General features: G+C 67.0%; 15 protein-coding genes. 11 read left to right on the forward strand and 4 right to left on the reverse strand.

Annotation, left to right across the window (positions count from 1 at the left end; translation table 11 throughout):
* Positions 1 to 59: 59 nt before the first annotated feature.
* The 6 genes from AC07O3_RS08100 to AC07O3_RS08125 all read left to right on the forward strand — a co-directional run bounded on the left by AC07O3_RS08100 (position 60) and on the right by AC07O3_RS08125 (position 7,637).
* The gene (locus AC07O3_RS08100) at positions 60 to 2,396 is read left to right on the forward strand and encodes a type VI secretion system Vgr family protein (protein WP_440531569.1); all 2,337 of its coding nucleotides are present in this window, start codon (positions 60 to 62) and stop codon (positions 2,394 to 2,396) included.
* A 5-nt stretch (positions 2,397 to 2,401) separates the two neighbouring features.
* Complete coding sequence (locus tag AC07O3_RS08105) at positions 2,402 to 2,791, forward strand: hypothetical protein (protein ID WP_093173497.1); 390 nt, start codon at positions 2,402 to 2,404, stop codon at positions 2,789 to 2,791.
* A 22-nt stretch (positions 2,792 to 2,813) separates the two neighbouring features.
* Positions 2,814 to 5,477, forward strand: coding sequence for a DUF2169 family type VI secretion system accessory protein (locus AC07O3_RS08110; RefSeq protein ID WP_495339040.1), 2,664 nt, complete (start codon positions 2,814 to 2,816; stop codon positions 5,475 to 5,477).
* An 80-nt stretch (positions 5,478 to 5,557) separates the two neighbouring features.
* The gene (locus AC07O3_RS08115; RefSeq protein WP_495339041.1) at positions 5,558 to 6,559 is read left to right on the forward strand and encodes a pentapeptide repeat-containing protein; all 1,002 of its coding nucleotides are present in this window, start codon (positions 5,558 to 5,560) and stop codon (positions 6,557 to 6,559) included.
* A complete protein-coding gene (locus AC07O3_RS08120; protein WP_097199230.1) occupies positions 6,556 to 7,224 on the forward strand; it encodes a DUF3540 domain-containing protein in 669 nt (222 codons plus the stop codon). The genes AC07O3_RS08115 and AC07O3_RS08120 overlap by 4 nt, the downstream gene beginning before the upstream one ends.
* 26 nt (positions 7,225 to 7,250) lie before the next feature.
* A complete protein-coding gene (locus AC07O3_RS08125) occupies positions 7,251 to 7,637 on the forward strand; it encodes a DUF4150 domain-containing protein (RefSeq protein WP_093056806.1) in 387 nt (128 codons plus the stop codon).
* Positions 7,638 to 7,646: 9 nt separating this feature from the next.
* On the opposite strand, the gene AC07O3_RS08130 is transcribed toward AC07O3_RS08125, so the two are convergent.
* Positions 7,647 to 8,627: a tripartite tricarboxylate transporter substrate binding protein gene (locus tag AC07O3_RS08130; protein WP_495339042.1), complete on the reverse strand. Its 981-nt coding sequence runs from the start codon at positions 8,625 to 8,627 to the stop codon at positions 7,647 to 7,649.
* A gap of 87 nt (positions 8,628 to 8,714) precedes the next feature.
* A complete protein-coding gene (locus AC07O3_RS08135; protein ID WP_495339043.1) occupies positions 8,715 to 9,392 on the reverse strand; it encodes a site-2 protease family protein in 678 nt (225 codons plus the stop codon).
* Between the two features lie 169 nt (positions 9,393 to 9,561).
* On the opposite strand from AC07O3_RS08135, the gene AC07O3_RS08140 reads away from it, so the two are divergent.
* Genes AC07O3_RS08140 through AC07O3_RS08150 form a run of 3 tightly spaced genes read left to right on the forward strand, consistent with a single transcriptional unit; the run spans position 9,562 to position 14,177 of the window.
* Entirely contained in the window at positions 9,562 to 11,274 is a 1,713-nt protein-coding gene (locus tag AC07O3_RS08140; protein ID WP_495339044.1) for an Hsp70 family protein, read from the forward strand.
* Positions 11,275 to 11,298: 24 nt separating this feature from the next.
* Positions 11,299 to 12,588, forward strand: a complete 1,290-nt coding sequence (locus AC07O3_RS08145) for an energy transducer TonB (protein ID WP_495339045.1) — start codon at positions 11,299 to 11,301, stop codon at positions 12,586 to 12,588.
* Positions 12,585 to 14,177, forward strand: a complete 1,593-nt coding sequence (locus AC07O3_RS08150) for a hypothetical protein (RefSeq protein WP_495339046.1) — start codon at positions 12,585 to 12,587, stop codon at positions 14,175 to 14,177. Before AC07O3_RS08145 ends, AC07O3_RS08150 begins: the two co-directional genes overlap by 4 nt.
* 22 nt (positions 14,178 to 14,199) lie before the next feature.
* On the opposite strand, the gene AC07O3_RS08155 is transcribed toward AC07O3_RS08150, so the two are convergent.
* Positions 14,200 to 15,612 carry a sensor histidine kinase gene (locus AC07O3_RS08155; protein WP_495339047.1) on the reverse strand — a complete coding sequence of 471 codons (1,413 nt, stop codon included), beginning with the start codon at positions 15,610 to 15,612 and terminating at the stop codon, positions 14,200 to 14,202.
* Positions 15,605 to 16,300, reverse strand: a complete 696-nt coding sequence (locus tag AC07O3_RS08160) for a response regulator transcription factor (RefSeq protein WP_093056809.1) — start codon at positions 16,298 to 16,300, stop codon at positions 15,605 to 15,607. Before AC07O3_RS08160 ends, AC07O3_RS08155 begins: the two co-directional genes overlap by 8 nt.
* 208 nt (positions 16,301 to 16,508) lie before the next feature.
* Between AC07O3_RS08160 and AC07O3_RS08165 the strand changes: the two genes are divergently transcribed.
* Entirely contained in the window at positions 16,509 to 17,663 is a 1,155-nt protein-coding gene (locus tag AC07O3_RS08165; RefSeq protein ID WP_495339048.1) for an efflux RND transporter periplasmic adaptor subunit, read from the forward strand.
* Complete coding sequence (locus tag AC07O3_RS08170; protein ID WP_495339049.1) at positions 17,656 to 20,751, forward strand: efflux RND transporter permease subunit; 3,096 nt, start codon at positions 17,656 to 17,658, stop codon at positions 20,749 to 20,751. The genes AC07O3_RS08165 and AC07O3_RS08170 overlap by 8 nt, the downstream gene beginning before the upstream one ends.
* Positions 20,752 to 20,756 lie beyond the last annotated feature (5 nt).

A 20,756-nucleotide genomic window follows, 5' to 3' on the forward strand; every position in this document is an offset into this window, starting at 1 on the left:
TCTAGACTGTCACCGAAGGTTTCTCAGCCGCAGAAGCCCAAGGGTCAGGGAAGTTCCGAATGCCGCGTACCGTCCAAGTCCACACCGTCCTGAGCGCCGAGCAGCTCAAGTTCCGCTCCATGCGGGGACAGGAAGGCCTCTCGCAACTCTTCGAGTTCGAAGTGGACATGGTCAGCACCAGCTTCAGCCTCGACCTGAAGCAACTGCTCGGCACTTCGCTCACGCTGGAACTCGCCGACGAAGGCGCGCCGCGTTTTCTCAACGGCACCGTGGTGCGCTTCGAGCTGGTGGGCCGCGCCAACGAAACCGGCCGCCACTACATCTACCGCGCGCTCGTGCAGCCCTGGCTGTGGTACCTCACGCGCACCACCGACTGCCGCATCTTCCAGAACAAGAGCGTGCCCGAGGTGCTCGACGAGGTGCTGGGCAAGTACGGCTTCCAGTTCGAGAAGCGCCTCACAGGCAGCTACTCCGCCCAGGAGTACTGCGTGCAGTACCAGGAAAGCGACTTCGCCTTCGTGAGCCGCCTCATGGAGCACGAAGGCATCGCCTACCACTTCGAGCACAGCAACGGATCGCACCTGCTGGTGCTGGCCGACGATGCAGGCAGCTACAAGCCGCTGCCCGGCCACGCCAGCATTACCTACCGCCCGCGCGACCGCGTGCTCAATGCGATGGAGCCCTGCATCGACCAGTGGCGCGTGTCCGAGCAGATCACCTCCGGCCGCGTAATGCTCGACGACTTCGACTTCAAGAAGTCGCGCGCCTCGCTGCAAAGCGTGCAACAAGACCCGAAGGCCCACGAGCATTCGACCTACGAGGTCTACGAATGGCTCGGCGGCTACAGCGAGCACCAGCAGGGCGATGCCTACGCAAAGATTCGCCTGCAGGAGCTGCAGTGCGCGCACGAGCTGGCATCGGGTCACACCAACGTGGTCGGCATGGCGCCGGGCTACCTGTTCGAGATGACGCACTGCCCGCGCGAATCGGACAATCGCGAATACCTCGTCACCGAAACCCGCTACGACCTGCAGGAGCCCGAATACTCCACGGGCGGCAGCACCGAATCGGTGTGCGAATTCGACTTCACCGTGCTGCCCTCGACCGTGGCCTATCGCCCCGCGCGCAACACGCCGCGCCCGCGCACCAACGGCCCGCAGACCGCCACCGTGGTCGGCCCCGAAGAAATCTGGACCGACCGCTTCGGCCGCGTGAAGTTGCAGTTCCGCTGGGACCGCTATGGCCAGTCCGACGAAAACAGCTCCTGCTGGGTGCGGGTGTCGAGCAACTGGGCCGGCGCCAACTACGGCACCATGCACATGCCGCGCGTGGGCCAGGAAGTGATCGTCGATTTCATCGGTGGCGAGCCCGACCGCCCCATCATCACTGGCCGCGTCTACAACAGCGACCAGATGCCGCCATGGGAGTTGCCCGCCAACGCCACGGCCAGCGGCATCCTCACGCGCTCCAGCACCGGCGGCGCGGCCAACCAGGCCAACATGCTGCGCTTCGAAGACCGCACGGGCGCCGAGCAGATCCTGCTGCACGCCGAGCGCAATCTCGATGTGGAAGTGGAAGCCGACGAGACGCGCGACGTGGGCGGCAACCGCACCTCCGTCATCCACGTCAACGAAAAGCTCGACGTCATCGGCACGCGCACCACCACCATCACCGACAAGGAAACCGCCACCTACAACGGCGGCGAAGAACGGCTCGTGAACAGCGGCGGCGTCGAGACCATCAACGGCGGGCAGACCCGCACGGTCAACGGCGGCGAAAACGAGACCATTCACAGCGGCGAGACGCGCACCGTGACGGGTGGCCGCACCGAGACGATTTCCGGCGGAGAAACCCGCAGCATCACCGGCGGCCAGAGCGAAACCATTGCGGGCGGCGAGACCCGCACCACCACCGGTGGCGCAACGTGGACCATCACCGGCGGCCTCACGGCCACGGTGGACGGCGCGGAGATGCTCACCACCAAGGGGCCACGCACGGAGAACATCACAGCAGGCGAGACCCGCAACATCACCGGCACGGTGACCGAGAACGTCAGCGTCGAGATCATCGTGAACGCGCCGAAGGTCACCTTCAACGTGCCCCAACACACCATCAGCTCCTCCCAGGAGAACAACTGGCGGATCGCGCGCGCCAGCGGCTGCGTCTTCCGCTTCGGCGCGGTGGCGACCTCCTTCGACGTCTGGGGCGCAAGAGCGCAGATCTACGCCGCCCTCAACCTGCAGCTGGCAACCGTGAAGATCGACATCTCGGCCTTCAAGAACAAGGACAACGGGCTCAGCCTCGAAGCCTCGGGCGCCAACGTGAAGGCCGCGGGCGCCAAGATCCGCAGCGGCGGGCTGGCGATCCAGGCCAAGGTCATGAGCATCTTCAGCTAGCGCCCATGCAATTCTGGTTGCCCCTGATTTCTGGTGTTCTGATCGTTGTCTTCCTGGTGTTCGTGGTCGTGCACACCGTGCGCAACAACAGGCCGTACCGCGAGGAAGCGCAGCGCTATGAGCGCCTGGTGAAGCAAGGCCAGCCCGCCAGCGCCCAGGTGCTTGCCCTGCGGGAGCTTGCACAGGGCACCTACGACAACGACGTCGAACTGCGCGTGCGCACCGCCGAGCTGGCTGGCCGCCCACCGCTCGAGCAGATGTTCAAGACCCGCATCGCGCGCGAGCTGGTGGTCAATTTCATGCCCGGCCAGACGATTCATGTGCTGATCGATCCGGCCGATTCGACGGCCGTGGCCATCGACCGCCGCCAGTCGACCACGACCATTCCCCGCTGATCCCGAGCGCATTCCCTGATTCATGAAAGTCATCAAGCCTCTCCGGCTCAGCGTATTGAGCCGCCCGTTTCCATGGCAGCGACGCCAGCGCCTGGGGCTGACAGTGGTCGCCATGACAGGCATGGATGGCGTGCCCATGCTCTATCCGGACGCCGAGCTCTGGCCCCTGGTGGCCGAGGAAATCGGCGAGCAGGGTGTGCTCGATCTCGGCATGCCCAAGCGCAGCGCAGAGTTTTTGGCCACCGGCCACGCCTACACCGCGCACCAGCAGATCCGCAACCAGTGCCTGGTGAAGATGCGCGTCGGCACGCTCGAAAAAACCCTGCGCATCTCGGGCGACCGCTACTGGCTCGACAAGCGCGCCACGCCGCCGCAAGACTTCGAGCGCATGCCGCTCGACTGGCAGCACGCCTACGGCGGCGCCTCGTTTGCAGACAACCCACTCGGCATCGGCGCCGAGGAAGAGATGATCAACGGCGTGCGCACGCGCCGGCTGCCGAACGTCGAGTCTGCAGATGCACCTATCCAGCGCGTCGACCAGCAGCCCTCCCCCGCTGGCTTCGGCGCCATCGACGTGATGTGGCCCCGGCGCTTTGCCCGCATCGGCAAGGAATACGACGCCCAATGGGCCAAGGAAGACTTTCCGGCCTTCTCCGGCGACATGGACTGGCACCTCTTCAATGCGGCGCCCGAAGACCAGTGGTGGCGCGATGCCGATCGCATTCCCGATGCCGCGCCCTACGAAATCTGGAACATGCACCCGCACAAGCCCTATCAGGCAGGCCGCCTGCCGGACTGGCGCGCGCGCTGCTTCCTGACGCTGGCTTCCGAGGCCGGCGAGACCACCTTCACCGACGTGCCGATGCGGATGACGACCGCCTGGTTCTTCCCGCACCGCGAGCGCATCGTGCTGATCTACCACGGTGTGGCGGACGTCCGCGAAGACGACGTAGCTGACGTCGTCCACCTGATGCCAGCGCTTGAAGAGGCCGGCGCCGAGGCCCTTCCGGCCAGCTATTACCAGGGCATCCTGCATCGGCGGCTGGATCCGGAAAGCGGCGCGCTCTACAGCTTTCGCGATCGGGAACTGGTTCCCGCCGCGGCCATTGCCCCCTGGCTCGACACCGTGTCGCTGAAAGACCGGCCACTCGGCCCATTGGCCCGTAATGCGCACAAGCACGGCGAGTGGATGCGCGAGCAAATGCGCCAGCAGATGATCGGCGACGGCCAGGACCCCGCGCGCTACTTTCCGCCCCAGGACCCGGCCGACGACCTGCCCACGCTGGACGCCCTGCCCGAGTTCGTCGCGCGCACCAAGCGCATGCAGGAAGAAGCCAAGCAGAAGCTGCATACGCAGCAGCAGGAGCTGAGCGAGACACTTCGCACGCGCGCCGCCGAAGCCGGCCCGACGGAGCCGGACCTGAGCCCATTGCTGGCGCTGACCGAAGGCCGCGAGCGCTCCGGGCTCAAGGGGCCTCCCGCCGCAGCGATGGCGCCGCATCTCCAGAGCATGGCCGCGGCCATGTCGGAAATGCCGGGCTCGCGTGCAGCGGACATGGCCCCCGTCGCCGACCTCCTGGGCCGCGGCGAATTGATTGCCGCGGCGCAACGCAAGATGTACCTGAGCAGCGCCCACCACCAGGACGCCGCCGACCCGATGACACCGGCACGCGCCGCCGAGGTGCGCGAGCAGGTAACGACGCTGCTCGCCGGCAGCCAGGATTTTTCGGACATGGACCTGACCGGCGCCGACCTCTCGGGCATGGACCTGCGTGGCGCCCGCTTCTGCGGGGCACAGCTTGAGAGCGCCAACCTGCGCGGCGCACAACTCGACAACGCCGACTTTTCCCGTGCCGTGCTCGCCCGTGCCTGCCTCGACGGTGCTTCGCTGCGCGGCACGCGGCTGGACAACGCCAACCTGGGTTTCGCTCAATGCAGGCAGACCGTGTTCACGGGCGCCCATCTACGTAACACGGTGCTGGAAAACATCCTCTGCGAAGACTGCGACTTCAGCGCTTCGCAATGGGAAGACAACACGGTCATCGAGGCCGCGTTCGTGCGCTGCCGCTTTCACGGAGCCAGCCTCAAGGTGGTCATGTTTCTCGAGAAGGTGCGGCTGGAGCAGCTCGACTTCGAAGAGGCCGTGTTGTTCAAGCTGCATCTCGTGAGCTGCAAGCCCGGCGCAATCGGCTTCGTGGCCGCCCGACTCGAGAGCAGCGTGTTCGTCGACGTGCAGGCCGATGGGCAGATGGATTTCACGCGTGCGAGCCTGCGCACCACCTGCGTCGTCGGCACCAGCAGTTTTCGCGAGGCGAAGTTCCAGGGCGCGCACCTGCGCGAATGCAGCCTGCGCGAGGTCGCCTTGTCGCAAGCCGATTTCAGCGACGCGCGGCTCGAGAACAGCGACTTCTCCGCATGCGACTTGTCTCGGACCGATCTCTCTCGCGCCAATGCACGCGACTCACGCTTCGTGCGCACCGACCTGCGGCATGCCAGCCTGCTGAACGCCGACCTGATCGACGCGAGCTTCCAGAAGGCCGACCTGCGCGGCAGCGACCTGCGCGGCGCCAACCTCTTTCGCGCCGACGTGTCCCAGAGCCTCATGGACAACACCACGCTGCTCGATGGCGCCTACACGCACCTGGCCAAGGTCTACCCTGTGCGCCAGGAAGCCGCGGCCGCATGACGCCGCACCGAATGCAATCCATGGTGCAGCGCGGCGAACCGATCAGGGAGCGAAGCTGCAGAGGCTGGCGCCTTGACGGAATGGATTTCTCCGGCGGTGTGTTCCTGGAAGTCGACTTCGACGGCGTGAGCTGCATCGGCACGCACTTCGAAGAAGCCCAGTTCGATCGTTGCACGCTCAACGGCGTGCAGCTGAATGATGCACAGCTCAAGAAAGCCGCCTTCTCGCAATGCACGCTTCCGTCGGCGAACCTGACGGGCGCCGTGCTGGACGATGCGGTGTTCCATCGTTGCCAGTTGCCGGGCAGCGACTTTTCGCAGGCCAGCGTGGCAGACACCAAGTTCATGGAAAGTGCCCTTTCACGCAGCCGCTTTGCGGCCGGCCTGCTGGACCGGACCTTGTTCTTCAAGTCGCCGCTGGATGGCGCCGACCTGTCGCAGGCACAGCTCGACCGGGCCGTGTTCTATCAGGTCGACCTGCGCGAGACCGCGCTGGCGGGGGCAAGCTTCGAGCGCGTCGTCTTCGTCGAGTCGCGCCTTGCCGGGCACGACTTTTCGAACCACCACTTCCAGCTGTGCCAGTTCACCGACGCTGATCTCGAAGGCTGCAACTTCGAGGGCGCGCACATGGCGCAGTGCAACTTCAAGGGCGCAGTGCTGCGCGATGCGGTGCTGCGCAACGTTCATGCACCGCAGGCGCTGTTTCCCGAAGCCGACCTGAGCCGGGTCGTTGCACGCGGCGCGCATTTCGACCAGAGCCTGTGGATCGACGCGAAGCTCGCGGCCGCCGATTTCGGAGAGGCCAGCATGCAGCAGTGCATCTTCCATCGTGCCGATTGCACCGCCACCAGCTTTGCCGGCGCGGACCTCACCTACGCGGATTTTTCCGGAGCTGCACTGGAAGGCGCGAACTTCGATGCCCGGCTCTTCCGCACCCAGTTGCATGGCGCACGCGATGTTCCCGCAACCCTGCGCGGTCATGCCGGCGTGCTGCCCAACGACCCCGACCTGTTCGAGGCGGAACGCTGGTCCGCGCAGCGGAATGCATCTTCCATCCCATTCACGAAAGGCGAAACCCCATGAACATCGCAGCATTGCGCAGTCCCCAGGCCGGCACGGACGACGCGCCCGTGCAGCGCCTGGGCAAGGTGGTCGAGCACCTGCCAGAAGGATCGCTGTACCGCGTGGAATGCGACGACGGTGCCTGGCAATGCCGCCGCGCCGCCAGCTGCCTCCTGCGCCCCGAACTCGGCGACACGGTGCTGATTGCCGGGCCCGACCGCTACCACGTGTACCTGATCGCCGTGATCGACCAGGCCGACGACACCACCGCGCACATCGAGACGAAGGGCCGCCTCACGCTGGCCACGCCCGCGGGCGGCGTGCACATCGAGAGCAGCGAAGCCATAAGGCTGCAATCCGCCAAGGCGGTGGAAGTCAGCAGCGAGCGTTTCGCCCTGACCGCGACCGAAGCCGACTGCAAGGTAGACCGGCTGAACTACGTCGGCAACGCCGTCAAGGCCATGGCCGCAAGTATTCATGTCGTCGGCCGACTGTGCGAGACCGTGATGGACCGCCTGGTGCACATCAGCCGCACGGCCTTCCGCATGACCGAGCAGACGGAGCAGGTGCGTTGCGGCCAGCTCGACTACGAAGCCACCGACCTCGCCCGCATTCACGCAACGCAGACGGTGGTCACGGCGCAGGCGGTCGTGAAGGTCGACGCCAAGCAAATCCACATGGGCTGAGCCCGGAAACACAAGGAGCCGACAGCATGTTTGCCAACTGCCAGATGATGGGCATGGACCTGGCCTTTCCCGACGTGTGCAAGACGCCGCCGGCCATTCCCATCCCCTACCCCAATTTCGCGCTCGGCCCGACCGCGATTCCCAATGCGTGGAACATCCTCTTCATGTTCGCGCCGGCGCACAACCTGGCGACCGTCACGCCGCTCACCAACGGCGACAACCCCGGCGTGACGCTGGGTGTGATCTCGCCTTCGGTGATGGGGCCTTCGCGCCACATCACCGGCTCGTTCACCGTGCTGCTGAAGGGCAGTCCGGCCACGCGCATGACGAGCCTCTCGGTACAGAACCGCAGCAACGCGCTGGGCATGCGCATCGTGCCGAGCCAGTGCAAGGTGCTGATGCTCGCGGCCTGAGGCCGTTCGTTACTCCGCCTTCACCCCCGCAGTGCGGATGACCTTGCCCCACTTGGCGGTTTCCGCGGTGATGAAGGCATCGAATTCCTCGGGCGTGCTGCCCGCCGGAATGGTGCCCATCGCGTCGAGCTTCGCGCGCGTCTCGTCGCTCCTGATGATGCGCGCCACCTCCTCCGACATGCGTTTGACGACATCGCGGGGCGTAGCCGCTGGCGCCAACATGCCGGCCCAGGTGCTGCCGGTGAAGCCCGCGAAGCCCTGCTCGATGAAGGTCGGTACCTCGGGCGCCGCCGCCAGTCGCCTGTCGCCCGCCACACCAATCAGCCGCACCTTGCCTGCCTTGGCCTGGTTGATGAGCCCCGTGGGCGCGTCGAAGAAAAGCTGGATCTGCCCGCCCATCAGGTCGGTCAGCGCCGGCACCGCGCCCCGGTACGGGATGTGGATCATGAAAGTCTGCGTCAGCGACTTCCACAGCTCGGTGGTGAGGTGCGCGGCCGAGCCGTTGCCCGATGAGCCGAAGCTCACCTTGCCCGGGTTGGCGCGCGCATAGTCGATGAGCTCGCGCGCGGTCTTGAAAGGCGCGTCGACATTCACCGCGGCCAGCAGCGGCGACACCCCCATCAGCGACACGCCCGTCAAATCCTTTCGCGGGTCGTAGGGCAGCTTGGGGTACAGCGTGGTGTTGGCTGCGTAGGCGGCGATGACGACGCCGAAGGTCGTGCCGTCGGGCGCCGCCTTGGCGATGGCATCGACGCCGATCAGGCTGTTGGCGCCGGGCTTGTTGTCGATCAGCACCGGCTGACCGAGCTTCGTCTGCAGCCCGATCTGCACCAGCCGCGCCATCTGGTCGGTGAACCCACCGGGCGTGTAGGGCACGACGATGCGGATCGGCTTGGTCGGCCATGCGCTCTGTGCGAACGATGGCAAGGCGAGGCTTGCGGCGGCGGTAGCGAGCGTGAACTGGCGGCGAGACAGCGTAGCGTGGGGCATGGTGGCGGCGTTGCTTTGGAATGAATGGACCGGGCCATTCTCGAAGCGCCGCACGCTGCCACGGTCAGGGTTTGCCCGGCGAGCGGGTCAGCGCCCTTCGACGTACGCGAGGATCGCGGACAGCCACGACGCAATCAGCACCAGCCAGACCCACACGAAAACCGCCGTGAGCTTGCGCTGCCACGCAGGCGTCTCGCGCAGGTCGCGCGTCACCAGCGTGAGCAGCGCCTGGCCGCCGTTCAGCGCCGGTAACGGCAGCAGGTTCACCGCCGCCATCTTCGCGGCGAGCATTCCGAGCAGAGGCAGGAACGCGTGTCGCTCGGCAAAGGCATCGGCGCCTTCCACCAGTTGCCGCCCCGTGGACAGCGGATCAAGCGCACCCTCCAGGAACTGCGCGAAGCCATGGACCAGACTGGGTACTGCGGCTCCCTGGCGCAGCAGCAGCGCGACAACGACGAGCGCAGCCACACCCGCCAGCGGAATCAGCACCTGCACCGCGCGCGGCTTGTGATTGAAGGCGTCATCGAAGTAGCCGGGCGGTTTGTCGAGCGGCACACCCTCCTCTCGCGTGTCCTTGAACTGGACGCTGCCGCCCAGCGGCACCGCGTGCAGATGAAAGATGCCGAGCGACAACAGCCGCGGGCCGAAGCCCAGCGACACCTTGCGCACGGCGATGCCCCACCAGCGCCCCAACGCCGCCATCGCGAAGAGATGAATGCAGACCAGCAGCGCAATGGCGGCGATGAACTTCAGGAAGATGAGCATTTTTTCCAGGTGCCTGCCGTCGCGATCCGACAGCGTGAGGAATCAATTCGTATCCGATTGTTAAACTATTTCGAGCCGTTGCCCGGGAGCCCGTGTCTGCATCCGAAATGCAGGTACAGCCCGGGGCGGCTCATCAAAAAGCAGCAAAACAGTTCACGGGAGCGAGGACATGATCGTTGGCATTGATCTGGGCACCACCAACAGCCTGGTCGCGGCATGGCGGGACGGGCAATCGGTGCTGATCCCCAACGGGTTGGGCGACACGCTGACGCCTTCGTGCGTGAGCCTCGACGAAGACGGCACCGTGCTGGTCGGGCGCGCCGCACGCGACCGGTTGCAGACCCACCCCGACCGCACGGCCGCAGTATTCAAGCGCTACATGGGCAGCGACAAGACCCTGCGGCTCGGCAACCGCGATTTCCGCCCCGAGGAACTGTCGGCGCTGGTGCTCAAGGCGCTGAAGGCCGACGCCGAAGCGGCATTGGGCGAGACAGTCACCGAAGCCGTCGTCACCGTGCCGGCCTATTTCTCCGACGCCCAGCGCAAGGCCACGCGCACTGCGGGCCAGATGGCCGGCCTGCGCGTCGATCGCCTGCTGAACGAGCCCACCGCTGCTGCGCTTGCCTACGGCATGCATCACATGGGCGCGGAAACCCGCTTCCTGGTGTTCGACCTCGGGGGTGGCACCTTCGACGTGTCGATCCTTGAAATGTTCGAGGGCGTGATGGAGGTGCGCGCATCAGCCGGCGACAACTTCCTGGGTGGTGAAGACTTCGTCCTGGTGCTGATCGACCTGTTCTTCGAACGGCGCAAGCTCTCGTCCTCGCTGCGCAAGGACGCGCATTTCATGCAACAGCTGACAAGCGCGGCCGAAGCCGCCAAGCGTGCGCTGAGCACGCAGCCCAAGGCCACCCTGTCGGTCTGGCAAGGCGGTACGCAGCACACGCTCGAACTCGACGAAAGCACGCTCGAACAAGCCTGCGCCACGCTGCTCAAGCGGTTGCGCACTCCGGTCGAACGCGCGCTGCGCGATGCCAACCTGCGCAGCGGGCAACTCGACAACATCGTGCTCGCGGGCGGCGCCACGCGCATGCCGATCGTGCGCCGGCTTGTCACCACGATGTTCGGCCGCTTTCCTTCGATCGACTTCAACCCCGACGAAGTGGTGGCGCTCGGCGCCGCCGTGCAGGCCGGGCTGAAGGCCAAGGACGCGGCGCTGAAGGAAGTGGTGATGACCGACGTGTCGCCCTACTCGCTCGGCGTCGAGGTCAGCATGCGAATCTCCGAGACCACCTCTTCGCCGGGGCACTTCGATCCGATCATCGAGCGCAACAGCCCGGTGCCCATCAGCCGCGTCAAGACCTACTTTCCGACCAGCAAGGGCCAGATGCTGGTCGACCTGAACATCTTCCAGGGCGAGGCGCGCATGGTGCGCGACAACATCCACCTGGGGCAGCTGCGCGTCGAGCTGCCGGGCATCGCCGCCGAAGAGTCGGGCGTGGACGTGCGCTTCACCTACGACGTCAACGGCCTGCTGCAGGTCGAGGCGACGGTGCAGAAGACGCAGCACAAGTCGAGCGTGCTCATCGAGGGCAACCCGGGCCTGCTGTCGGAAAGCGAAATTGCCGAACGCCTGTTAGCGCTCGACGAGCTGAAGATCCACCCGCGCGACACGCTCGAAAACCGCACGCTGCTGGCGCGTGCCGAACGGCTCTACCAGCAGTTGCGCGGCGACGTGCGTGCCTGGCTTGGCGCGCAGATCCGCGAGTTCGAACGCGTGCTGGCTTCGCAGGACAAGCGCGTCATCGCACCGGCCCAGCGCCAGTTGGAGACACAGCTCAATCACATCGAGCGCGAGGGCTTCATCCTCGGCGACGACTGACGCACGCCTGCTGGCCGAGGCCCCATGACCAGTTCCGTGCCGTTTCTCCGGTACCTGGATCTCGACGAAGACGCGGACGAGCGCGCCGTTCGCCGCGCCTATGCGCAGCGCCTGAAGACCGTCGACCAGGAAGCCGACCCCGCGGATTTCCAGGCCCTGCGCGAGGCCTACGAGACCTCGATGCGGTGGCTGCAATGGCGCTTGCAACAGCAGGCGGAAGACCACGAGCAGCCTGAACCCGCCCCCGCACCCTTGCCCGCACCGGAGGTCGCGACAACCGCGCCCATCGCGACGCCACACGACCCGCGCGCGATGGCCGAGGTCTTGCGCGCAGAACTGGCGCAGGCCCTGCACGAGCGGCACTTCACCAAGCCCGCACAAGTGCGCGAGTGCCTGCAGCAGGCGCTCGACGATCCGCGCCTCATCGACATGGACGCGCGCTTTTTCTTCGAGTGGGGCGTCACGGCCATCCTCGCGTCGGGCTGGCAGCCGGGGCACGAACTGCTGTTCGAAGTGGCCGTCGAAACCTTCGACTGGCGCCACGACAGGGCGCGGCTGCTGTCGCTGGGCCGCGAGGGGCAGGTCGTGGACAGCGCGATCGTCGAACTCGAAGCCTTTGGCAGCCGCCAGGCGCCGATCTACAACGGTGCGTCGCGCGAGCAACTGATCCAGCGGCTGCGCGAGAGCGAGCGGCCGGACGACCAGGTGCTGGCCGTGTGCCTGCCCGCAGTCGAGCACATGGTGTCGTTGTATCCGCACTGGCTGCACATCGTGACCAACACACGCAACCTCGAGCGCTGGCGCGAATGGGCGCGGGAGGCTGCCAGTCCGGCACGACGACGGCCGGCTGCACCTTCGAAGCCCGAACCGCTGGGCCGCAAGATCGCCTTGGCCATGTTGTTCATCGTCGGGCTATGCGTTCTGTTGTGGTGGACCGCACCGGACGACAAACCTGCCGCCACAGTTGCACAGGCGCATGCCCGAGGGGCGTCCGAAATACCAAGAGAGCCGCCACCAAAGTTCGCCGATGAAGGCACGGTCGGCTCACCAGCCATCTACCTCACGCCCCCCCGGATCCTCTACCCCGCCCAGGCCAAGCGCGAAGGGCAGCAGGGACAAGTGATCGTCGGCGTGCTCGTTCGCAAGAACGGCGATATCGGCGAAGTGCGCGTCGTACAGGGGTCTGGGCATGCGCTGCTCGACGAGGCCGCAGTGCGCGGCATGCGCACGGCCAGCTTCCAGCCGGCCCGGATCGAGGGCCAGAACGTGGATGCCTGGTTCAAGGCACCAGTCAATTTCCGGCTTGGCTCATGAGCACTCAATCGTTTCCCTTCCTGCAGCACCTCGGGCTCGATGACGAGGCGGACGAGCGCGCCATACGCCGGGCCTACGCCCAGCGCCTGAAGCAGATCGACCAGGAGGCCGACCCCGAGGCCTTCCAGGCACTGCGCGAAGCCTACGAGACCGCGATGGGCTGGGCGAACTACATGCAGCAGCGTGCGCAGGCCGCCGCGCAGGAGGCACCGGAGGCGGAGGCGCCGCAGCCGCAGCAAGGCCCCGCGCCAGAGGCGTCACCCGACCGCAAGGACGACGAAGCAGCCTCCCGCGCCCGGCTGGCCGACTCCGAAACGCTCGCCCGCGCTGTGCTGGGCGAACTGCAGGAGCGCCTGGAAGTCCGCCCGCCCACCGACCTCGCCGAAGGCCGCCAGCTTCTCGAACGCATGCTCGACGACCCGCGCTTGCTCGATCTCGACGCGCAGTTCCTCTTCGAATGGGGCCTGGCAACGATCCTCGCGCGAGGCTGGAAACCCGGCCACGAGTTTCTGTTTGGCCCGGCCATGACGTGCTTCAAGTGGCGCGAGGACGGCAGCCGACTGCTGCGGCTGGGGCCCGCGGGGCAGTTCATCGACGTGGCCATCCGCGAACTGGAGATGTACGACCGCCAGCTCGACACGCAGCGCACGCCGCAGCGCGACCTGATCCGCCGCCTGCGCCACGCCCGCCGCCCGAGCGACCGCGTGCTGATCCAGGACCTGCCGCTGGTCGAGCAGCTGGCCGCCACCTGGCCGAACTGGCTGCACGTGGTCACCAACACGCAGAACCTCTTGAAATGGCGGGAGTGGGATGCCGAGGTGCCCAAGTGGCGCCGGGCCGTTACCGGCAAGCCGCATGGCACGGTAGCAAAAGCCCGGTCCAAACCCTCCGGCGACAAGGGCTCCAACAATGTCGCCGGCTTCCTGTTTCTCGCGTTCCTTGTGCTCGGGAGCCTGGGCAGGATGCTGTCGTCGAGCAACGATCCCTACATACCGCCCGCTGCGAGCTTTCCGCGCCTGGCCGGCTCTGGCTACAGCCAGCCGGCTCCCTTGCATGTGCCTTCGATCACCCCGGCGGCGCCGCTCACCGCGCAAAGGCCGCCTCCTCCAGCGGTGCCTGCACCCGCCGTAGCGCAGTTCGACGTGGCGAAGAAGACCGTGGCCAGCTTGACCAAGGGCAAAGTCGACGCGAAGAAATGCGCGGACACGGCGGAAATCCTCGGCTATCACGGCCGGGAACACGACAAAGGCAGCTTCGGCCCGGCCTTCGATCGGCTGGTGCTGGACTGCCTCGTCAAGCAGCTGTGGCGGCCACCGGTGCCGCTTGCGGCTGTGGACGTTTCGCTCAAGCGCAATCAGCAACGGACCAAGGCGCTCATGGACAAGGAGCTTGCGACCGTCAGGGGTAGCGCCTGGGTCTCGCCGGCGATTACATGGCGGGCGGACGCACCACCACCTCAGCCTCCCCCGCCGCAGCCCAAGCCCACGCCACCGCCTGTATCGTCGGCTCCGCGCGTGGTGGACGACACCAGCGTCTGGCTGACACCGGGCTCGCCGCTGTCGAACGGTTCGCCGTCCAGGCAGCCTTAGGCGGCATCGGAAAGCCGCAGCCTCACCGCGCCAGCGGCAACCGCATATCGAAGCGCGCCCCCCCGCCCGCTTCGTTCGCCGCCTCGATCCGCCCGCCATGCGCATGCACCACGGCCTGCGACAGCGCCAGCCCCAATCCAAGCCCAGGCGTCTTCTCGTCCGACCGCGCCGTGGCACCGCGATAGAAGCGCTCGAACAGATGCGGCAGTTCGTCTCCGCGAATGCCCGGCCCACTGTCCGCCACACTCAGGACGGCTTCATTCGCCTCCACGTCCGCACGCAGGCTCACGCGCACCGTCGTGCCGGCCGGCGAAAACTTGAGCGCGTTGTCGAGCAGATTGGCCAGCGCGAGGCTCGCCGCGCCGCGCGCCACCCGTGCAGCCACGGGCGGCGCAGGCTCCAATGAAATCTCCAGCCGTCGCTCGCGCGCCATCGGCTCCAGCCGGCGCACGGCCTCTTCCGCCAGCACGTTCAGCGACACCGTCTCGGCCGCGTCGCGTTCCTGCCCTGCGTCGAGCCGGGCCAGCACCAGCAGCTCTTCGACCAGCAGCGTGAGCGATTCGACTTCTTCGAGCGAGGAATGCAGCGTCTCCACATAGGCCACCGGTTCGCGCGGCCTGCGCAAGGCCAGTTCTAGCTCGGTGCGCAACCGCGACAGCGGCGAGCGCAGCTCGTGCGACGCGTCGGCCGTGAACCGCCGTTGCGCCTCCATGCCCTGCTCGATGCGCGCCAGCATGGCGTTGAGCGTGTCGACCAGCCGGCCGATCTCGTCGTTCGTTCCGGGGTGCGGCAGGCGCTCGCCCAGGTTCGCGTCACCGATGCGATGCGCCTGCTGCACCACGTCGTCGATGGCACCGAAGGCGCGCCGGGTGATCAATGCGCCCGCCGCCCCCAGCGCCAGCAGCAGCGCGCCGCCGAGGATCAGGAACAGCACGCTGGCCATCGCCACCGTGCGGTTCACGTCGTCCAGCGAGCCGGCCACCTGCACTGCCAACAAGGAAGAGCCGCGCCCCGGCACGGGCACCGAGACCATGCGCGTCGGTTCCTCGCCGAATCCGTCGAGTGTTTCGAACACGGTCTCGCCCGCCGCGAGCCGCTCGCGCAGTGCGGGCGGAATGGGCAGTTGCGCCTCGCCGAGGTTGCTGCTGCGCGCCAGCACGCGGCCCTCGGCGTCGACGATCTGCACCAGCCGGTCGAGTCGCACGAACGAAGGCGCGCCGGGGCCGGGCGGGGCCTCGTGCACGATCACGGTGTCGCCCTCGCCGGCGGACAGCAGCATGCCCATTTCGGTCTCGGCCAGCGCGAGCAGCGCGGCATCGAGCTCGCGGTGCACGTTGCGCGCGAACACAAGGTAGGAGCCGAAGGCGGCGATCGCCATCACCACCACGATCACGCTGACATGTGCCAGCGCCAGCCGCTTGCGGAAACTAAGCATGTCCAACCACGCCGTCATCGGCCAGCGCCAGCCTGAAGCCACGCCCGCGCACGGTCTGTATCAACGGCGCGGCCGGCGGCGCGTCGACCTTGCGCCGCAGGTTGCTGATGTGCACGTCGATCAGGTTGTCGATGGCGATCAGGTCGTCCTTCCACACCTGCTCGGCCAGGCGCGAGCGGCTCACCACCTCGCCGGCATGGCGCAGCAATATCTGAAGGATCGCGAATTCCTTGTGCGTCAGGTCCAGCACCATGCCGCCGCGCAGCACGCGCTGGCTTTGCGGGTCGAGGCTCAGGTCGGCCAGCGAAAGCACCACGGGCCGCATGATCTCGGAGCGACGCAGCAGCGCGCGCACGCGGGCCAGCAGTTCGTCGAAGGCAAAGGGCTTGGTCAGGTAGTCGTCGGCGCCGGTGTTGAGGCCGGCCACGCGGTCGCTGAGCGCATCGCGGGCGGTGAGCATGAGCACGGGTGTCTTGCAGCCGCGCTGGCGCAGATCGCGGCACAGCGTGAGGCCGTCCTTACCGGGCAGCATCCAGTCGAGCACGATCAGGTCGTAGGCGACGACGAAGGCTTCCTCGTCACCCTCCTCCGCCGTGTGCACGACGTCGACGACAAAGCCCTCTTCCTGCAGGCCCCGGGCCAACAGCCGGGCAGCCTTGCGGTCGTCTTCGATCAACAGAATTCTCATGGCGCGAATCATGCCCCGGCTTCCTGACTGCAGGCCGCAGGGGTGCGCAAGGGCCAATCCTTAAGACATCTTCAGGATTTCTTGAGAACTTCTTAAGTCGCCCTTTCGTACCCTCGCCGAGAGGAGACGGGAGCGGATCGAGGGCATGGGGAAGGCACCCCGTGCGCAGCGCGCCCGTCCTCGCAACGGACGCATTGCGACGATGAAGATGAAAAAGAAATCCCTGTACCAGATGACGCCGGCACGCATCGTGTTCGGCGTACTGACCTGCGCGGCGCTGTGCGTCGACTCCTTCGACAACACCGCCCATGCCGCCACCGCCGTGGCAGCCGCACCCGCGCCGATGCTCGTGCGCCAGGGCAACCGCCTGAGCGTGCCCGCCGGCTCGCCGCTGCGCGAGCGCCTGCTGGTCGCCACGGTGGGCCAGGACGCCCTGCCGCACGAAGTAAGCCTGCCCGCCACGGTGGAGGCCAACCCGGCCGGCACCGTCAACATTCTTCCCCCGCTGACCGGCAAGCTGCTCGAACTGAAGGTGCGCCTGGGCGACACGGTCAAGCGCGGCCAGGTGCTCGCCACGATGGCCTCGCCCGATCTCGCGCAGGCGGTGGCCGACGCGCAGAAGGCACGCGACGCGCTCGACCTGGCGCAGCGCGCGCTGGTGCGGGCGCGCGGCGTGAACGAGGCCGGTTCCAACGCCGCGAAAGACGTGGAGGCGGCCCAGAGCAGCGTCGCGCAGCAGACAGCGGAGCTGCACCGCAGCGAAACGCGCCTGCGCAGCCTGGGCGCTGAAGGCAGCGGCGGGCAAGCCGGCCAGGTGCTGAAGATCGTCGCGCCCATGGCCGGCACGGTCACGGCGCTGAACGCGGCCGCGGGCGCCAACCTGAACGACGCCAATGCGGCGCTGATGACGGTGTCGAACCTCGACTCGGTCTGGGTCACGGTCAACGTGCCCGAGAACGTCGTGGGTGCGGTCACCCCGGGGCAGAACGCGGTCATCACGCTGGCGGCCTATCCGGGCCGCAGCTTCAGCGGCAAGGTCGACTTCGTAAGCGCGGTGCTCGACGCCGACACGCGCCGCGCCCGCGCGCGCATCGTGTTCGCCAACCCCGAGGGCATCTTCAAGCCCAACATGTACGCGACGGCCGTGCTGGGCGTGCCGCAGGGCGCGCAGCCGCAGGTGCCGGCCTCGGCGCTCTTGATGAACAACGACAGCGTGAGCGTGTTCGTCGAGGCCGAGCCCTGGACCTTCGTGCGGCGCATGGTCGAGCTGGGCCGCGAGGACGGCGACAAGGTCCGCATCCGCAGCGGCCTGTCCGCGGGCGAGCGCGTGGTGGTGCGTGGTGGTGTGTTGCTGAATGATTAATCTCGTCATCACCCAGTTCTTTCGCCGCAGGCACCTGGCCTGGGCGATGTCGGTGGCGCTGGTTCTGTTCGGCGCCTGGTCGTGGACGCAGATGACGGTCGAGGCCTACCCCGATCTCGGCGACGTGACCGTGCAGGTAACGACGCAGGTCAACGGCCTGGCCGCCGAGGAAATCGAGCAGCAGATCACCACGCCGCTGGAGCGCGCGCTGAGCAACACGCCGGGGCTGGCCTCGATCCGCTCGAGCAGCACCTTCGGGCTGTCGCTCATCAACCTGAGCTTCAAGGATGGCACCGACGACTACTTCGCGCGCCAGCGCGTGACCGAGCGCATCGGGCAGGTCAGCCTGCCTTCGGGCGCGCAGCCGGGCCTGGGCCCCGTTGCGGGGCCGGCCGGCGAGATCTACCGCTACACGCTCGAATCGGACACGAAGAACCTGATGGAGCTGTCGGAGCTGCAGCGCTGGAAGGTGATTCCCGCGCTCAAGCAGGTGGCGGGCGTGGTGGACATCAACAACTTCGGCGGCTTCACGCGCGAATTTCAGCTCGAGCTCGACCCGGCGCGCCTGCAGAAGTACGGGCTGGTGCTGAACGACGTGGTCACAGCTATCAACAACAACAGCGCCAACGCGGGCGGCGGACGCATCGCGCGGGGCGACCAGAGCTACGTGGTGCGCGGCATCGGCCAGATCCACACGCTGGACGACCTGGGCACGGTGGTGGTTGCGCAGAACGGCGGCTCGCCGGTGCTGGTACGCGACCTGGGGCGGCTGCAGTTCGGCCACCAGGAGCGCGGCGGCATCCTCGGCAAGGACACCAACCCGGACACCATCGAGGGCATCGTGCTGATGCTCAAGTACGAGAACCCGTCTCGCGTGCTCGAAGGCGTGCACGCCAAGATCGACGAACTGCAGGCCGAACTCGCGCCCATGGGCGTGAAGATCGTGCCCTACATCGACCGCGACGACCTGGTGAAGCTCACCGTCGACAAGGTGACGCACACGGTGCTCGAAGGCATGGCGCTGGTGTGCTTCGTGCTCATTCTTTTCCTGGGCAGCCCGCGCAGTGCGGTGGTTGCTGCGGTGGCCATTCCGATGTCGCTGGTCACGGTGTTCATCGTGATGCACTTCACCCGCATGCCGGCCAACCTGTTTTCGCTGGGCGCGATCGACTTCGGCATCATCGTGGACGGGGCCATCGTGGTGATGGAAGCGATATTGCGGCGGCGCGAGGAAGAACCCGAAGCCACGCTCACCGAGGGAAACATCCTCGAAACCGTAAGTCACGTGTCGGGGCCGATCTTCTTCGCCACGCTGATCATCATCACCGCGTACTTTCCGCTGTTCGCCTTCGAGCGGGCCGAGGGCAAGCTGTTCAAGCCGATGGCCTTCACGGTCGGCTACGCGCTGGTGGGCGCCCTGCTCTGCGCGCTCACGCTCATTCCCAGCCTGGCCTACGTGGCGCTGCGCAAGCCGAGCAAGCCCTTCGTCAACAAGCCGCTGGAGTGGCTCATGCGCGCATACCGCCGCGTGCTGGCGAAGCTGCTGGACGTGCCCGCCATCGCCTACGGCCTGAGCGCGCTGGCGCTGGCCGCGGTGATAGTGCTGGGCGCCACGGCCGGACGCGAGTTCTTGCCAGACATCGACGAAGGCGCGCTGTGGCTGCAGGTGCAGCTGCCATCGGGCCTGTCGCTCGACAAGGCCAGCGAGATGGCCACCGAACTGCGGCATGTGCTGCTCGAATACCCGGAGGTTTCGTACGTGGTGACGCAGCTGGGCCGCAACGACGACGGCACCGATCCGTGGACGCCTTCGCACATGGAGGTGCCCGTGGGCCTCAAGCCCTACAGCGAGTGGCCGGCCGGGGTGAACAAGGCCGCCTTCGTGCGCACGCTGACCGAGCGCTTCGCGCGCATGCCGGGCTTCGACGTGGGTATCAGCCAACCGATCATCGACGGCGTGAACGATTCGGTGGGCGGCGCGCACAGCCCGCTGGTGTTGCGCATCTACGGCGACGACCTGAAGGAAAGCAGGCGCATCGGCAACCAGATCGTCGATCTGCTGGAGACGGTGCGCGGCACGGCCTCGGCTTCGCTGTTCCAGGAGCCACCGATTCCGCAGGTGGTGATCGAGCTGAACCGCGAGGCGGCGGCGCGCTTCGGCGTCAACGCGAACGACGTGGCCAGCCTGATCCAGACCGGCATCGGCGGCGCGCCGGTGATCACGGTGTATGCGGAGAACCGCACCTACAACGTGGCAGTGAAGATGCCCAAGAGCGCCAAGGGCAACACCGAGGCCATCGGCGCGTTGCTGCTCAACAGCTCCAGCGGCGCGAAGGTGCCGCTGTCGCAGGTGGCCGACATCCGGCTGCAGACCGGCGAAAGCACCATCTCGCACGAGATGAACGAGCGGCAGATCACGGTGCGCGTGGACAACCGCGACCGCGACCTGGCTTCGTATCTCGATGAGGCACGGGCGCGCATCGCGAAGGAAGTGAAGTTCGACCCGGCCAAATTCAGGCTGCAATGGGCCGGCCAGTTCGAGAACCAGCAGCGTGCGCAGGCCCGCCTGGGCGTGTCGCTGGCCATCGTGGTCTGCATCATGGCGGTGCTGCTGTTCTTCCAGTTCGGAAAGATCCGGCAGGTGGCGCTGATCCTCGGCGTGGTGCCCATGGCCACGCTGGGCGGGCTGATCGCGGTGCACGTGGCGGGCGAAACGCTCAACGTGGCCACTGCCGTGGGCTTCATCGCGCTGTTCGGCGTGTCCATACAGAACGGGATCATCATGGTCGCGAACTTCCGGCGCGTGCGCGGCGAAGGGCTTGCCCTGCAAGCCTCGGTGCTCGAAGGCGCGGCCGAGCGGTTGCGCCCGGTGCTGATGACGGCCACGGTGGCATCGGTCGGCATGCTGCCGGCAGCGCTGGCCACCGGCGTGGGCACCGACGTGCAGCGCGGGCTGGCAACGGTGGTGGTCGGCGGGCTGGTGGTGTCGACGCTGCTCACGCTGTTCATCCTGCCGACGCTGTATTTCGCGATGGAGCGCGTTTTCGAGCGCAAGGGCTGGGGCACGCGCTCGCGCCGCGACCGTTAGGAAGG

The sequence above is a fragment of the Variovorax sp. GW821-FHT09D05 genome (assembly GCF_059416325.1).

Coding starts and splice junctions, on each gene's coding strand:
- AC07O3_RS08120 (WP_097199230.1), top strand. CDS start 6,556: ATGAACATCGCAGCATTGCGCAGTCCCCAGGCCGGCACGGACGACGCG.
- AC07O3_RS08170 (WP_495339049.1), top strand. CDS start 17,656: ATGATTAATCTCGTCATCACCCAGTTCTTTCGCCGCAGGCACCTGGCC.
- AC07O3_RS08150 (WP_495339046.1), top strand. CDS start 12,585: ATGAGCACTCAATCGTTTCCCTTCCTGCAGCACCTCGGGCTCGATGAC.
- AC07O3_RS08135 (WP_495339043.1), bottom strand. CDS start 9,392: ATGCTCATCTTCCTGAAGTTCATCGCCGCCATTGCGCTGCTGGTCTGC.
- AC07O3_RS08125 (WP_093056806.1), top strand. CDS start 7,251: ATGTTTGCCAACTGCCAGATGATGGGCATGGACCTGGCCTTTCCCGAC.
- AC07O3_RS08115 (WP_495339041.1), top strand. CDS start 5,558: ATGGATTTCTCCGGCGGTGTGTTCCTGGAAGTCGACTTCGACGGCGTG.
- AC07O3_RS08130 (WP_495339042.1), bottom strand. CDS start 8,627: ATGCCCCACGCTACGCTGTCTCGCCGCCAGTTCACGCTCGCTACCGCC.
- AC07O3_RS08105 (WP_093173497.1), top strand. CDS start 2,402: ATGCAATTCTGGTTGCCCCTGATTTCTGGTGTTCTGATCGTTGTCTTC.
- AC07O3_RS08140 (WP_495339044.1), top strand. CDS start 9,562: ATGATCGTTGGCATTGATCTGGGCACCACCAACAGCCTGGTCGCGGCA.
- AC07O3_RS08160 (WP_093056809.1), bottom strand. CDS start 16,300: ATGAGAATTCTGTTGATCGAAGACGACCGCAAGGCTGCCCGGCTGTTG.
- AC07O3_RS08145 (WP_495339045.1), top strand. CDS start 11,299: ATGACCAGTTCCGTGCCGTTTCTCCGGTACCTGGATCTCGACGAAGAC.
- AC07O3_RS08110 (WP_495339040.1), top strand. CDS start 2,814: ATGAAAGTCATCAAGCCTCTCCGGCTCAGCGTATTGAGCCGCCCGTTT.
- AC07O3_RS08100 (WP_440531569.1), top strand. CDS start 60: ATGCCGCGTACCGTCCAAGTCCACACCGTCCTGAGCGCCGAGCAGCTC.
- AC07O3_RS08165 (WP_495339048.1), top strand. CDS start 16,509: ATGAAAAAGAAATCCCTGTACCAGATGACGCCGGCACGCATCGTGTTC.
- AC07O3_RS08155 (WP_495339047.1), bottom strand. CDS start 15,612: ATGCTTAGTTTCCGCAAGCGGCTGGCGCTGGCACATGTCAGCGTGATC.